The sequence below is a fragment of the Prosthecobacter sp. GW821-HT29F12 genome (genome assembly GCF_058803405.1).
Genome location: NZ_CM179517.1, coordinates 7,526,851 through 7,541,376, shown reverse-complemented (window position 1 = coordinate 7,541,376; position 14,526 = coordinate 7,526,851). Strand labels below are relative to the sequence as shown.

At 60.6% G+C, this 14,526-nt stretch carries 11 protein-coding genes; 5 read left to right on the top strand and 6 right to left on the bottom strand.

Features of this window, described 5'->3' with window-relative positions:
• Positions 1-141: 141 nt before the first annotated feature.
• The 6 genes from AC3RLQ_RS30955 to AC3RLQ_RS30930 are packed head-to-tail and all read right to left on the bottom strand — an operon-like array spanning position 142 to position 5,968.
• A complete protein-coding gene (locus AC3RLQ_RS30955; protein WP_493032913.1) occupies positions 142-1,023 on the bottom strand; it encodes a ribokinase in 882 nt (293 codons plus the stop codon).
• On the bottom strand, positions 1,023-2,018 hold the full coding sequence (locus AC3RLQ_RS30950; RefSeq protein ID WP_493032911.1) for a nucleoside hydrolase: 996 nt from the start codon (positions 2,016-2,018) through the stop codon (positions 1,023-1,025). Before AC3RLQ_RS30950 ends, AC3RLQ_RS30955 begins: the two co-directional genes overlap by 1 nt.
• Positions 2,015-3,019, bottom strand: coding sequence for a nucleoside hydrolase (locus tag AC3RLQ_RS30945; protein WP_493032909.1), 1,005 nt, complete (start codon positions 3,017-3,019; stop codon positions 2,015-2,017). Before AC3RLQ_RS30945 ends, AC3RLQ_RS30950 begins: the two co-directional genes overlap by 4 nt.
• Before the next feature lie 5 nt (positions 3,020-3,024).
• Positions 3,025-3,948, bottom strand: a complete 924-nt coding sequence (locus tag AC3RLQ_RS30940) for an ABC transporter permease (protein ID WP_493032907.1) — start codon at positions 3,946-3,948, stop codon at positions 3,025-3,027.
• 15 nt (positions 3,949-3,963) lie between these two features.
• Positions 3,964-4,896, bottom strand: coding sequence for a sugar ABC transporter substrate-binding protein (locus AC3RLQ_RS30935; RefSeq protein ID WP_493032905.1), 933 nt, complete (start codon positions 4,894-4,896; stop codon positions 3,964-3,966).
• Between the two features lie 52 nt (positions 4,897-4,948).
• On the bottom strand, positions 4,949-5,968 hold the full coding sequence (locus AC3RLQ_RS30930; RefSeq protein ID WP_493032903.1) for a LacI family DNA-binding transcriptional regulator: 1,020 nt from the start codon (positions 5,966-5,968) through the stop codon (positions 4,949-4,951).
• Positions 5,969-6,226: 258 nt separating this feature from the next.
• Here AC3RLQ_RS30930 and AC3RLQ_RS30925 point away from each other — a divergent pair, with 258 nt between their 5' ends.
• The 5 genes from AC3RLQ_RS30925 to modA all read left to right on the top strand — a co-directional run bounded on the left by AC3RLQ_RS30925 (position 6,227) and on the right by modA (position 14,524).
• Positions 6,227-6,757, top strand: a complete 531-nt coding sequence (locus AC3RLQ_RS30925) for a sigma-70 family RNA polymerase sigma factor (protein WP_493032901.1) — start codon at positions 6,227-6,229, stop codon at positions 6,755-6,757.
• Complete coding sequence (locus AC3RLQ_RS30920; protein ID WP_493032898.1) at positions 6,754-8,289, top strand: LamG-like jellyroll fold domain-containing protein; 1,536 nt, start codon at positions 6,754-6,756, stop codon at positions 8,287-8,289. Before AC3RLQ_RS30925 ends, AC3RLQ_RS30920 begins: the two co-directional genes overlap by 4 nt.
• Positions 8,290-8,677: 388 nt before the next feature.
• The gene (locus AC3RLQ_RS30915; RefSeq protein ID WP_493032896.1) at positions 8,678-11,530 is read left to right on the top strand and encodes a PSD1 and planctomycete cytochrome C domain-containing protein; all 2,853 of its coding nucleotides are present in this window, start codon (positions 8,678-8,680) and stop codon (positions 11,528-11,530) included.
• Positions 11,531-11,533: 3 nt separating this feature from the next.
• A complete protein-coding gene (locus AC3RLQ_RS30910) occupies positions 11,534-12,958 on the top strand; it encodes a DUF1501 domain-containing protein (RefSeq protein WP_493032894.1) in 1,425 nt (474 codons plus the stop codon).
• Positions 12,959-12,997: 39 nt separating this feature from the next.
• On the top strand, positions 12,998-14,524 hold the full coding sequence (gene modA / locus AC3RLQ_RS30905) for a molybdate ABC transporter substrate-binding protein (RefSeq protein WP_493032892.1): 1,527 nt from the start codon (positions 12,998-13,000) through the stop codon (positions 14,522-14,524).
• Positions 14,525-14,526 lie beyond the last annotated feature (2 nt).

Genomic DNA, 14,526 nt, shown 5'->3' with positions numbered 1-14,526 from the left:
GCCCAGGGTCAGCCGAGCCTCAGCGAGGCGACCCTGGGTAAAGTCATAGAACCTCGGAAAGCAAACCCATCACTCCGCCACACACCGCGCTCACCAGCAGCGTCTGTAACGAGTTCCGCCACACGCCTGCCGCGATGACATTCACCCCCGCATCAACCCCTCTATCTCCGCCCTCATCGGAATCGCAGGCTGCGCTCCCGCCTTCAGCGTCGCCAGTGCACCCGCCGCATTCGCAAAACGAATCGCATCTCCTCTTCCCTCGCTGCTCGCCACAGCAAACGCCCCCGCAAACGTATCCCCCGCGCCCACCGTATCCACCGGCATCACCTTCGGCGGCTCGATCTCCGTCACGCCATCTTCAGTGATGCTCAGCGTGCTATCCGCACCACGCGTGATGATCAAATGCCGGCACATCGCCTCACGCAAACTTCTCTGCGGCGTGATCTGCTCTGCCTCCCCCTCATTCACAATCAACACATCCACCGCAAATCGCGCCGCGAGATACACCGCACTCAACGGCGACGGATTCAAGACCAGCCGCACACCTGCATCACGTGCGATTTCTGCGGCCCGCTGCACCACTGCCAGCGGACACTCTAGCTGCAGCAGCAGCGCATCCGCCCCACGAATCAGCCCGGCATACTTCTCCACATCTTCCGTCGTGATCGCATGATTCGCACCCGCATTCACGATGATGGAATTCTCACCACGATCATCCACCGCGATGAAGGCCGATCCCGTAGGCATCGCCGAACGCAAGACGCCCGTCGTATCAATGCCCTCACTCTCCAGCGCCTCCATATATCGCGCCCCGAAGTCATCCAGCCCCACACAGCCAATCATGCTCACCGCACCGCCTGCACGCGCTGCCGCCACTGCCTGGTTCGCACCCTTGCCACCAAAGCACGTCAGCATGCCACTCGCCGTGAGCGTCTCTCCCGGCGCAGGAATGTGCGGCACACGCAGCGTGTGGTCCACATTCAGCGAACCAACGACGACAATTTTAGGGCGCCTCTCAGCCATCACTTCTTGTCGGCTGGAGGTTCCACACTGAGCTGCACAATCGCCTCGCGCACACGCGCCGTTTGCTCCGGGCTCATCACCAGAAAGCGGTGTTTCCCCTTGCCGTCCTTGCTGCGGCGGAACAGCGTGGCCGAATCATTTTCCACCACGACGTTCCCTGGCGGCGAAAGATCAAAGTAGCCGCGCTCTGGCAGCACCGCATACAGCACTGCCGTCGGATCCCAGGTCGGGCGATCATGCGGCGGCGGATTGTAAAGATAGTAGGCCTCCTTCAACGGATGATGCGGGATGTAGTTGAGGTCCTCTTCGATCACCACATGCGGAAACGCCGCCGCCACACCGATCTCATAACCGCTCCACACGATAGGCGTGGGCCACTCCTTGGCCAGCTTCTGCGCCGCCGGCACATCCAGCTTCACATTGTACTCCAGATGTCGCGTGTCCCACTGCACCGTCTGAAACGCACCCGCCATGATGCTGAGAAACTTCACCTTCTTCGCGATCAATTCCTTCCCGCCCGGCGAATCCAGCAGACGCGACAGATTGGTAAAGAAGCCCACCTGCGCGATGACCACGCTGCCATCCGGCTGCTTTGCCAGGATGTCCTTGATCAGGCCCACCGCTTCCGGCGCATCCGCTCCACTCTTCAAATCATGCGCATATCGCAGGCTGCCGTCCGCATTCTTTTCATCCGCCAGCAGATTGAATTTCCCCGCTTCCTTCGCCGCGCCATCACGCACCACACCAATGGGCGTGTCGGGATACCCATACAACGTGTTCACCGCATCCACAAAAGCCGCCGCCTGCGGATGGTCCTTCGTGATCGTAACAGCCAGCAGTTCACACGCGCCGCGCTTTTGCAGATTGTGAATCATCGCCAGCGCCATCATGTCATCGACATCATTGCCCATGTCGGTGTCGAAGATGAGTTTGACCGGCGCCGCCTGGGACAGGCCGCAGAGCGCGCAGAGGAATAGGGTGATGAGTTTTTTCATTTCTTGGGTGGTTGCACTGTGGTTTGGACGATGGCCTCCAGCACGCGTGCCTGCTGCACGGAGGTCAGGGTGAGAAAACGGTCTCGCTTGCCGCCTTTGCCATCTTTGCCCGGCGGCATGAAGCGCGTGAAGCCATCCGTGCCCACACTCACGCGCCCAGCCAATGACAGGCCGAAAAACTCACGCTCAGGAAACACAGCAAACAGCACGCTGCTCTCATCCCAGCACGGCCGGTCATGCGCAGGTCCGCTGTGCAGCAAATAAGCCTCCTTCACGATGTGGTGGGACAGATAGCCAAAGTCCTGCGCGATGCTGGCTCGCGGAAACGGCAGCGCCTCGCCGATTTCATACCCGCTCCAGTACACCGGCACCTCCTCCGGCCATTCATTCGCCACCGTCTGCATGAATCCGATGCCATTGATCACATTCGCTTCCAGATGGTAGTTCGTATGATTGCAGAAGGCAAACGCTCCCGCCATGATCGATAGCATCTTCACCTTCTGCCGGATCAACGCCGGACCATCCAACGGTGAATGCTTATCAGCCTTCGATTTCAGCAAGTTCGCCATGTTCGAGGCAATGCCCACGCTGATGATCGAAACACTCCCGTCCGGCTGCTTCGCCAGCAGTTCACGCAGCAGGTCCACCGCCTCACGCGCATCTTCATTCTGTTTCAAATCATGCGGATAGTCCGGCGAATCCGCCAGCTTCAGATAACTGCTCGCCCGCTTCTGCGCCGTCGGATCGAGCGTCACCCCAATCGGCAGATCAGGCCGACCATAAAACGTGTTCTGCGCATCCACAAAACTCACCGTCAGCGGATTGTCCTTCGAGATCGTCACCCCAAGAAACTCGCACGCACCACGATCCGCCAGCGTGTGGCACATCGTCAGCGCCAGCACATCATCCACATCTCCGGTGATGTCTGTGTCAAAGATGATGCGCGGCTTTTCAGCGAAAGCCGATGCACCAAACAGCAGTAAAAAAACGAGTGATCTCATGTCTGTTATTTCCTCCTCCAGGTATCCGCCAGCACGGCAGCAACAATGACGAGCCCGGTTACCACACGCTTCACCGGCTCCGAGGCTCCCACCTGAATCAATCCCGCCTCCAGCGTGGCAATGATCAGCACGCCCATGAAGCTCTTCAACACCGAGCCACGTCCGCCCATCAAACTCGTGCCACCCACCACCACCGCAGCAATGGCCCCCAGCTCAAAACCCGTGCCCGCATTCGGATCAGCAGACCCAAGCCGCGAGCAGTTAAACACCGCCGCCAGCCCCGTCAGCGCGCCTAGCAGCGCATGCGCAAAAATGCGCGGACGATCCACCGAAAGCCCCGAAACCAGCGCCGCCTCACGATTCGCCCCGATGGCAATCAAATGCCGCCCAATGGCCATCTGCGAGAGCATCACCTGCCCTGCCGCCACCATCAGCAGACTGATCACAAACGCAGGCGAAATCACCAGCCCGCCAAACGGTGCACCCAGCGCCTCAATATCCGCGCCGATGTACTTCGTCTGTGAGTTCGTCGTCAGAAACGCCAGCCCACGCGCAATCTCCAGCATGCCCAGCGAAACAATGAATGAAGGCAGTCGCAGCTTCACACTCACCGCGCCCGTCGTGCTGCCGATCACAGCTCCAACAGCGACACTGGCAAGCACCGCCATGGCCAGCCCCCAGTGCAGATCCGCCATCAGCACCCCCGTCACCGCGCCACAAAATCCCAGCAACGAACCCACCGAAAGATCAATCCCACCCGTCACCATCACCAGCGTCATCCCCGTGGCCACCAGCGCCAGCGCCGGAATCCGGTTCGCCACTGTCCCCAGCGTGCCCATGCTGAAAAAGCTGTCCCGCATCAGCCCAAAGAGCAAGATGATTGCCGCAAGCACGGCAATGAGGATGAAGAAGTCTTTCCAGCGGCGCATGGTGAAAAAGAGAGATCACTTCACCACCACATCCACCGGCGTCTGCTGATCCGCAGGCGTTGTCTTTTCCTTCAGCACTTTCAGTGCGGCCTCAATGCCAAACACCGCAAGCTTGTCCCCATGCTGATCGCACGTCGCCAGCACGCGACCATCCGCCAGCAACGGCTTGACCGCGGCGATGTTATCAAACCCGATGATCTGCACCTGCCCCACCTTGCCCGCTGCTTGTACGGCAGCCGCAGCACCTAGCGCCATGTTGTCATTCGCACACAGCAGCGCCTTCACATTCGGATTCGCGGCCAGGATTCCCGCCGCCACGCCATTGGCCTTCTCCATTTCCCACTGCCCGCTTTGTGACGCCACAATCTTCATTCCTGCCGCATTCATCGCATCTTCAAAGCCCGCCTTGCGCTGCTGCCCGTTGAAGGCCGTGGTCACACCTTCGATGATGGCCACCTCATCACCCGCCTGGAGTTTTTTCGCCAGCACCTCACCCACCGCCTTCGCTCCAGCACGGTTGTCAGGTCCGACAAACGGAATGCTCAGCCCCTCCTGCTTCAGCGTGTCCGCATCCAGCTTGTTGTCGATGTTGATCACCAGCACACCCGCCTCCTTCGCACGCTTCAGCACCGTGACGAGCGCCTTCGAGTCCGCAGGAGCAATGACGATGGCCTGCACTCCCTGTGACACCATCTGATCCACCAGCCCCACCTGCTCAGCCAGGTCCGTCTCGTTCTTGATCCCATTCACCAAAAGCTCGTAGTCACCTGCATGCGCCGCCTGATGTTTCTTCGCCCCTTCGGCCATCGTTTGAAAAAACTCATTCGCCAGCGACTTCATCACCAGCGCCACCTTCGGCTTGCCGGAGTGAGAGGAGGCGGTCTCGCCCGCAGGCTTGCAGGAAAGCAGCGCCAGGGCGGCAAAAAGGAGTGGAATGAGGCATTTCATGGCAGGAAAAGGTGATTTTGCGCAAACGATTGTGCAACAGGAAGCCTTTCGGTCAATCTTTCTTCTTTGGACCGATGGATGCACGCTCAATCAGCCGCACCGGCAGTGTCGTCAGCGCCTTCCGCGAAGCCTTGGCCCCCTGCTTGATCTGTGCGCACAATCTGTCCACCGCCACAGTCCCCATCTCCTCCACCGGCTGCGCGAGCGTCGTGAGCGGCGGCGAGAGCAACGACGCCCAGGGCTGCTCATCAAAGGCAATGAGCGAAAGATCATCCGGGATCACCAGCCCTCGTTCACGCACCGCTTCCAACGCCCCAAGAGCAAGCTGATTGCTCAGCGCCAGAATCGCCGTGGGACGCGGCCTCAAGTCCAGGAGCTTCAGTGTGTGCTCACGTGCAATGGCCAGCGAATGCTCACCACCAACCAGAAACCTCCTCTCAAACCTCACCCCCGCTTCTTCTAATCCCGCACAATACCCACGCACCCGTTCGGCAATGACCGAGCTGTCCTCCCTGCCCTGCAGGCACGCGATGCGTTTGTGTCCCAGCTTCACCAGCCTTCGCACCGCTTCACGCGCTCCAGCAAAGTTGTCCGCCACCACCGCAGCCGTTTTCAGCGAGGTAAACACACGGTCCACCTGCGTGAGCGGCAGCCGGGAGTCGATAAGCGGCCGCAGGTGCTCAGAGTCACCTCCCACAGGTGCGAGAATGAGTCCGTCAATTCGACGGTCCAGCAGCATGCGGATGCATTCAGCCTCCACCTCCGCAGATTCCTGCGAGTCAGCCAGCAGCACCGTGTATCCCAGAGCTCGCGCGCGCCGCTCCACCGCACGCGCCAGCGCGGCAAAGAACGGATTGGAAATGTCCGGAATCACCAGCCCCAGCGTCCTCGTGCTTTGCAGCCGCAGGCTGCGCGCCAGCTCATCCGGTCGCACACCCATCGCCGCAGCTTCATCGAGAATGTGCTTTTGCGTTTCCTTCGCAATCCGAAACTCATCACCCCGCCCCGCCATCACACGCGAGACCGTGCTGGCCGAAATGCCAAGATGCTGGGCGAGAGATTTGAGATTCATGCAATGCGGACGTCCGGTCTTTCAGCACAAACTGGCGATAAACCGCTCCCACCGCAACGTCCCCTTCTTCATGTTCCATTCAAGCCATCTGCTGCTCGCTCTCCCGCCACCCGAACAGAGCGCCCACGGAACACACGGAAGCATCAATCCAACTCTGGTTTCCGTGTATTCAGTGTATTCCGTGGTCAATCCTCTGGCCTCCCCTCTCCGAAAATATTTTGGCACTGCACCGCCCACCGCCGGGAATACACTGTGCCCATGCCAGACTCGCCCACCTCCACCGAAACACTCGTCCTGCTGCTCACCCAGCATCAGGAGCCGTTGTTTCGTTACATCTTCAGCCTCGTCCCGCGCGAGGCGGACGCACGCGACATCCTGCAGGAAACGAGTCTCGCCCTCTATCGCAAGTTCACCGAATACGATACCACCCGCCCCTTCCTCCCTTGGGCCTACCGCTTCGCCTACCTCCAGGTGCAAAAGCACCGCGAGAAATCCGCACGCTCCCCGCTGCTCTTCAGCGAAGACGTCATGGATCTCCTCGCCAGCGAGCGCACCCACATCGAGCCGCGTCTCGATGAGCGCCTGCGTCTCCTCGATGCCTGCCTGCAAAAACTCACCGCGCAGGATCAGGAGCTCGTCACCAGCCGCTACGCCATGCGCCAGAGCGCCGAAGAGATGATGAGCCGCTTTTCCCTCAGCCGCCGCACCCTTTTTCGCAATCTGGAGTTGCTGCGCCAGCGCCTGCATGAATGCGTCACACGCCAGCTTCAAGTGGAGGGCCTCGCATGAACCTCGACTCCCTCATCCACGCCGAGATCGACGGCGAAATCACCCCCGAGCAACATGCCCAGCTCGAAGACTTGCTGCGCTCAGACTGGCAGGCACGCCAGCGCTATCTCGAACTCGTCGATCAACACGCCCGACTGCTGCAACAGCCAGCCATAAACACCGGCCGCCTGCAAAAATCCACGCCCAAGCGTCCCACCCGCCGCTGGCTTCCAGCCCTCACCGCAGCCGCCGCAGTCATCGCCTGCGCCTTCATCCTCTGGCCTCGCCATCAGGCCGAAACCGAAGCCACCTCCAACGGCGTCGCCATGCTCAGCCAGACCATGGATGCCAGGTTCACCACCACACTCCGCAGCGGCGACACCCTCAAGCCCGGCACCGTCAAGCTCACTCAAGGCCTCGCACAAATCGAATTCTTCAGCGGCGCCACAGCCTTGATCGAAGGCAGCGCTGAAATCGAAATCCTCTCCGCCTGGGAAGCGCGCTGCCTGAGCGGCCGCGTGCGCGTCCATGTGTCACCTGCTGCGAAAGGCTTCCTCATGCACGCCCCCGGCATGAAGCTCGAAGACCTCGGCACCGAGTTCGCACTCAACGTCAAAGACGACACCAGCGCCGTGCACGTCTTCGAAGGCGAAGTCATCGCCCACACAAACTCGCAATCACCCGCAAGCTTGAAACAAGGCATGTCCTTGTCCTCCGCCAAAACCACCACCGTCACACCACAGGATTTCCTCTCCATCAGCGAACTCCATGGTCTCGTGAAACAACGCGACACCCAGCGCTTCGCCGACTGGCAGCAGTGGTCCCTCAACGCCTGCAAAGATCCGCGCCTCATAGCCTACTACACCTTCAAGCACCTCGAAGACGATCGCTGGGACCGCCTCGTGAAAAACGTCACCGAGCCCCGCCACCCCCAGCGCGCCGGTGGTGCCGTCGGTGCCGCATGGACCCAGGGCCGCTGGCCGGAAAAAACCGCGCTGGAGTTCAAGCGCCCCGGTGACCGCGTCCGCCTGAATCTCGACGGCACCTATCACGCTCTCACCCTCGCCTGCTGGGTGAAGGTCGACTCCGTGGACAAAAAGTACAACTCCCTGCTCCTCACCGACGGCTACGACAACGGCGAGCCCCACTGGCAGATCTACGAAGACGGCAGCCTCATGTTCTCCGTCATGTATCGTCCCGCGGACGCTGCGAAGAATGCCAAATACAACCAGATGTACTACAGCAAGCCCGTCTTCACTGCCGACAGCCTCGGCCGCTGGCACCACCTCGCCGTGACCTATGACAACACCAGCGGCACGGTCATCCAATACTTCGATGGTCAGCCCGTCGGCCACGAAATCTCCCCGCTGCACCAGCCCGGCCGCGCCATCGTCTTCGGCCCCTGCGAGATCGGCAACTGGGGCCTCCCCACTCAGGGCCACCAGTTCCCCATCCGCAACCTCAACGGCGCCATCGATGAATTCGCCATCTTCAGCAACGTTCTGAGCGCCTCTGAAATCAGCACCCTCTACAACCATGGCAAACCCGACTGACACGCATGCCACTCTGTTAAAGCGGGGTTTCGCTCATCTGCTTGGTCTACCACGTCGCTTGGACCAGCGCCCACTGGGAGCGCCGATATTTTATCGGCTCTGGGCGAACGTCCCTGCCGCCTCGTCGCGCTCCACTCCGCTCCGCCACACATCAGCCCCAAAGGGGCTGCGGATTTCAGCCCGGGGTCAGCCGAGCCTCAGCGAGGCGACCCTGGGTATGGCAACACACGACCAGGAAGCAAACCCATCACTTCGCTGCACCCAGCATTCACCAGCAGCGTCTGCAAAAAGCGCCGCCTCACATCGGCGCCGTAATTTCACAACACGCCCAGACTCTAAATCAGCCCCCTTGGCCGTTGGCACCTGCATATCTTTTTATTCCCCAGCCATGACCGGCAAAGTTCTTATCCTCTCCCTGCTCGCCGCTACCTCGCTCTCAGCCGAGGACGCTGAAGCCCTCTTCGCACGTCGCGTCTGGCCACTCTTCCAAGAGAAGTGCCTCGCCTGCCACGGCAATGACGAACAAAAAATCAAAGGCGGCTTCGACATGCGCACGCAGGAAACCGCGCTCAAAGGCGGCGAGAGCGAGAAGCCATCCATCATCCCCGGCAAACCCGAGCAAAGTCCCCTCTACCTCGCCTCCACACGCCAGCACGAGGCCGACTGGGACCCCATGCCACCCAAGGAAGCCGACAAACTCTACGCGGAGCAACTGAACTGGATCAAAGATTGGATCTCCGGCGGTGCCCCTTGGCCAGATGAAACAAAACGCAGCGCCATCGCGAAAGCCAACGCCGAAAAATGGAGCTCCGAAGATGGCGTCACCATAAAAACCACCGGCGCACTCTCGCCCGAATGGGCCAATCGTCGCTACAAGCCCGAAGGTCTCTGGGCCTATCAACCGGTGAAAAAACCGACAGTCACAAGCCCCAACCCCATCGACGAACTCATCGCCCTGCACATGCCCGAAGGCGTGCACCCCGCACCCGCCACCGATGCCCACACCTTCATCCGCCGCGCTACCTTCGACCTCACCGGCCTCCCGCCCACCCCCGAAGAAATCGCAGCCTTCGAAAAAGAGTTCATCCAGGATCAACCATCCAGCATCCACCATCTGGTCAACCGCCTCCTCGCCTCCCCTCACTACGGCGAGCGCATGGCCCGCCACTGGCTCGACGTCACGCGCTATGCGGACAGCAGCGGCTTCGCCAACGACTACGAACGCGGCAACGCCTGGCGCTTCCGCGACTACGCCGTGCGCAGCTTCAATGCCGACAAACCCTACGATCAGTTCATCAAAGAACAAATTGCCGGAGACGAGATGCAGGAAAGTAATGCGGGCACTCCTGCCCGCACCTTCCCCAACCCCGAACTCCTCATCGCCACCGGTTTCCTCCGCATGGGCCCTTGGGAGCTCACCAGCATGGAGGTGGCCAAAGTCGCTCGTCAGCGCTTCCTCGATGACGTGACCAACAGCGTCGGAGAAACCTTCCTCGCTCACTCCCTGCAATGCGCCCGCTGCCACGATCACAAATTCGATCCCGTGCCCACGCATGACTACTACTCCATGCAGGCCTGCTTCAGCACAACCCAGCTCGCCGAACGTCCCGCGCCATTCCTGCCTTCGGAAAACACCGCCGGCTTCGAAGAAAAGAAATACCTGGAATCACGCCGCATCGAGCACATGACCATGCTCGCCCGCCTTGACGACAAGATGCTAGCCAATGCCGGGAAATGGTTCGCTGAAAAGAAACTGGATCCTGCCGCATGGAACAAAGCCGTCACCTCCGCTCGCGACTTCATCGCCAACGGCGGCAAGATGAAGAAGAACCGCAGCTTCACTGGCGTGTTCGAAACCGCCCGCGCCATCCTGCAAAAGCAAAACATACCCGAAGACCAATACCCGCCCAAGCTCGTCGGCTTCGAGCCCGAAGACTACGGCAACGAACGCGTCGCGCGTAAAGGACTCGAACGCCTCAAGTGGGAGCTCGAACGATACGAGCCCTATGCCTTCAGCGTCTATGATGGCCGCACGCCGCAGATCACCAGCATCAATCAGCCCATCCGCATGCCGCAGGACCGCATGACCACCGGCGAGCTGGAGCAAACCGCCATCCTCGGCGGCGGCGATCCATTCTCCCCCACTCAACCCGTAAAACCCGGCGTCCTCTCCGTGCTCGGCAGCGTCGAGTTCCCCGATGCCATCGAAGGCCGCCGCACCGCGCTCGCCAATTGGATCGCCGGCAAGGACAACCCGCTCACCACCCGCGCCATCGTCAATCGCCTCTGGCTCTGGCACTTCGGTCAGGCCATCGCCGGAAATCCCAACAACTTCGGCAGCACCGGCAAAAAGCCCACCCACCCCGAACTCCTCGACTGGCTCGCCGCCACGCTCGTGGAGAAGAACTGGTCCATCAAAGAAATGCACCGCCTCATCATGACCAGCGCCGCCTATCGTCGCAGCTCCGAGTTCAAAGCCGAAGGCACCAAGCTAAGCCACGAAGAAGCCGAAAAATCCTACGCCGTCTTCAAACCCCGCCGCCTCATGGCCGAAGAAATGCGCGATGCCATGCTCAGCATCACCGGTGAACTCAACTCCACCCTCGGCGGCATCCCAAATCGTCCCGAGATCAACATCGAAGTGGCCATGCAGCCACGCCAGGTCATGGGCACCTTCGCCGCCGCCTGGGTGCCGAATGCGCTGCCCTCACAGCGCCACCGCCGCAGCCTCTATGCCTTGAAGATTCGCGGCGTGCGAGACCCCTTCATGGAAGTCTTCAACGAACCCGGCCCCGACTTCTCCTGCGAAGCCCGCGAAGTCTCCACCGTGACCCCCCAGGTCTTCAGCCTCTTCAATGGTCAGGCCACCTATGATCGCGCCCTCGCACTCGCAAATCGTGTCATCAAGGAGAAGCCAGCAGACGCCATCACCCGCATCTTCCAGCTCGCCTATGGCCGCCCTCCATCCGCCGATGAGAAATCCGCCTGCACCACACACTGGCACACCATGGTATCCAGGCAGGCCGCCATCGCCTTCAAGCAACCCCAGCCCCCTCTCAGCGTGAAACGCGATGCCGTGGAGGAAAACACCGGCGAGAAATTCAGCTTCCAGGAAAAGCTCCCTGGCTACGCCGATTTCATCCCCGATCTCCAGCCCGCCGATGTCGATGCTCAAACACGCGCTCTCGCAGACGTCTGCCTGGTCCTCCTGAACTCCAACGAATTCGTTTACCTCTACTGAGCCATGAACACGCCCTTCTTCCCCTGCGCCGGAGCACGCGCACTGCATGCGCCCACACGCCGCGAATTCATCTACGGCCTCGGCACCTCCCTCGGCAGCGTCGCTTTGACCTCCCTGCTCGCCGCAGAACAAACCGGCCCACTCGCACCCAAGGCCCAGCAAATCCCCGCCAAGGCCAAAAACTGCATCTTCCTCATGATGGAAGGCGGCCCCTCCCACATCGACACCTTCGATCCAAAACCCGTTCTCGAAAAACTCCACCTCAAGGAGTTCACCCGCGAAGGAAAGCAGAAGTCCGCCATGGAAAGCGGCAAGCGCTACTACGTGAAGTCACCCTTCAAGTTCGCCCAGCACGGCCAGAGCGGCGCATGGATGAGCGAGCCCTGGAAGCACCTCGCCAGTGTCGCCGATGAACTCTGCTTCTTCCGCGGCTGCCAGGTGGATTCCGTGAATCACCCCACCGCCATGTATCAGATGAACTGCGGCAACCGCTTCGGTGGCGATCCCGCCATCGGCTCATGGGTCACCTACGGCCTCGGCTCCGTAAATCAGGACCTCCCAGGCTTCGTCGTTCTGCCAGAAATCAGCTATCCCCAAGGCGGCAGCGCAAACTGGAGCAACGGCTACCTCCCCGCCCAGTTCCAGGGCACCCCGCTGCGTCCCAAAGGCTCGCCCATCCTCGATCTCCAGCCACCGCAGGGCATCGCATCAGACCACCAGCGCGCCAATCTCGACCTCCTCGCACAACTGAACACACGCCATGCCGAGTCTCACCCATGGCACGACGAACTGCGCGCCCGCATGCACAACTACGAGCTCGCCTTCCGCATGCAGACCCAGGTCCCGGAAACGCTGGACCTCAGCAAGGAAGACGAAAAGACCAAAGCCATGTACGGCATCGGCAGCGATGCCACCGACGCCTTCGGCCGCAAGTGTCTCCTCGCGCGCAAGCTCGTGGAAAAAGGCGTGCGCTTCGTGCAGCTCTACGCCGGCACCTGGGACAGTCACGACTACATCGAGCGCGCTCATGGGAATCTTATCCATCAAGTAGACCAGCCCATCGCCGCCCTCATCAAAGACCTCAAACAACGCGGTCTGCTGGAAGACACCCTCATCGTCTGGTGCGGTGAATTCGGCCGCACCCCGGACAATGGCGTGCGCGGCGGCACCGCCTATGGGCGCGATCACAATCCGAAAGCGATGACCGTCTGGCTCGCCGGTGGCGGCGTGAAGGCAGGGCACACCATTGGCAGCACCGATGATCGCGGCATGGAGGCCGTCGAAGAAGTGCATCACGTCCGCGATCTTCACGTCACCCTGCTGCGTCTGCTCGGCCTGAACGACAACAAGCTCACCTTCTACCACGCGGGCCGTTTCAAACAGCTCAGCCAGTTTGGCGGCCAGGTCATCGAGAAATTGATCGCGTAGTATTTGAGCGATGCCGCCTTTCTGGCACGTTCTTCCCTCATGCTGAAAAAACTTGTCATCGTCCTCTGCCTCGGAGCCGCCGCCGGTGCCGCATGGGTGGCGCTTAAACCCGCCAAGAACAGCGCTGCATCACTCACCGTCTTTTGCGCTGCCGGGATCAAGAAACCCGTGGAGGAAATCGCCGCCGCTTACCAAAAGGAAACCGGCACCGAAGTCCGCCTCCAATACGGCGGCACCGGCACGCTGCTCAGCCAGCTCAAAATCACCAAACAGGGCGATCTCTTCATCGCCGCCGATGACGGTGCCTTGGCAGACGCGAAAAAGCTGGGAGTCACCCGCGAAGAGTTCCCTCTGGTCATTCAAAAGCCCGTGCTCGCTGTCGCCAAGGGCAATCCCAAACACATCGACGGTCTCACCGCCCTAAAGAACCCCGACATCAAACTCGCCCTCGCGAATCCCGAAGCCGCCAGCATCGGACGCGTCACGAAAAAACTGCTCGGCCCCGAGTGGGATGCGCTGGCCGCGAAAGCCGCCGTGATGAAACCCACCGTCACCGAAATCGCCGCCGATCTCTCCCTCGGTGCCGTCGATGCCGCCATCGTCTGGGACTCCACCGTCCCGCAGTTCAAAGGCCTGGAGATCGCCCCTCTGCCAGAGATCGCAAAGCACGAGGAACATGCCACCGCGACCATCCTCTCATCCTGCCAGCAGCCTGCGGAGGCGTTGCGCTTTGCACGTTACCTCACCGCCCCGGAAAAAGGCGCCCCCATTTTCCAAAAGCAGGGCTTCAATCCCGTGCCCGGAGACAAGTGGGCTGTACGCCCTGATCTGATCATCTACAGCGGCGGAGTGAATCGTCTCGCCATCGAAAAGCTCCTGCAGCAGTTCGCAACTCGTGAAGGCATCACATTAACCACCGTCTTCAATGGCTGCGGCATTCTCTGCGCCTCCATGAAGACCATGAAGGACAGCAGCAATCCCAAGTTCCCAGACGTCTATTACGCCTGCGATGTCTGCTTCGTTCCTCCAGTGGCCGAACAGTTCCCCGAAGCCATCCTCCTCACCGAGGCCGAGATCGTCATCGCCGTCCCCAAAGGCAATCCAAAGGGCATCCACACTCTCGCAGACCTTGCCCGCCCCGGTCTGCACGTCGGCATCTGCAATGCAGAGCAGTCCACCATCGGCTTCCTCACGCGCTCCATGTTGAAATCCATGAACCTCTGGGAAAGCGTGAGCAAAAATGCCTCATCCCAAGTGCCCACCGCAGACTTCCTCGTCAATCAGATGCGCACCGGCTCGCTCGATGCAGCCGTGGTTTATGGCATCAACATCAACAACGACAAAGTCCACTTCGATGCCATCCCTCTGCCCGCAGACAAGTCCAAGGCCGTCCAGCCCTTCGCCATGCGTCGTGACTCCCCGAACCAGCAGCTGGGCCGCCGCCTCCTCGCCTTCCTGCGCGAGAAACGCACCACGTTCGAAGATGCCGGCTTTGTCTGGAAAGGCGACACCGCTCCCGTCAAAAGCGCGGACATCGTCCTGCCAGATTGGTTAAAGCAAAAGTAGCT

Bases quoted from the DNA above. Each gene is read 5' to 3' on its own strand.
- modA (WP_493032892.1), top strand. From the start codon at position 12,998: ATGCTGAAAAAACTTGTCATCGTCCTCTGCCTCGGAGCCGCCGCCGGT.
- AC3RLQ_RS30930 (WP_493032903.1), bottom strand. From the start codon at position 5,968: ATGAATCTCAAATCTCTCGCCCAGCATCTTGGCATTTCGGCCAGCACG.
- AC3RLQ_RS30955 (WP_493032913.1), bottom strand. From the start codon at position 1,023: ATGGCTGAGAGGCGCCCTAAAATTGTCGTCGTTGGTTCGCTGAATGTG.
- AC3RLQ_RS30925 (WP_493032901.1), top strand. From the start codon at position 6,227: ATGCCAGACTCGCCCACCTCCACCGAAACACTCGTCCTGCTGCTCACC.
- AC3RLQ_RS30945 (WP_493032909.1), bottom strand. From the start codon at position 3,019: ATGAGATCACTCGTTTTTTTACTGCTGTTTGGTGCATCGGCTTTCGCT.
- AC3RLQ_RS30935 (WP_493032905.1), bottom strand. From the start codon at position 4,896: ATGAAATGCCTCATTCCACTCCTTTTTGCCGCCCTGGCGCTGCTTTCC.
- AC3RLQ_RS30910 (WP_493032894.1), top strand. From the start codon at position 11,534: ATGAACACGCCCTTCTTCCCCTGCGCCGGAGCACGCGCACTGCATGCG.
- AC3RLQ_RS30940 (WP_493032907.1), bottom strand. From the start codon at position 3,948: ATGCGCCGCTGGAAAGACTTCTTCATCCTCATTGCCGTGCTTGCGGCA.
- AC3RLQ_RS30920 (WP_493032898.1), top strand. From the start codon at position 6,754: ATGAACCTCGACTCCCTCATCCACGCCGAGATCGACGGCGAAATCACC.
- AC3RLQ_RS30915 (WP_493032896.1), top strand. From the start codon at position 8,678: ATGACCGGCAAAGTTCTTATCCTCTCCCTGCTCGCCGCTACCTCGCTC.
- AC3RLQ_RS30950 (WP_493032911.1), bottom strand. From the start codon at position 2,018: ATGAAAAAACTCATCACCCTATTCCTCTGCGCGCTCTGCGGCCTGTCC.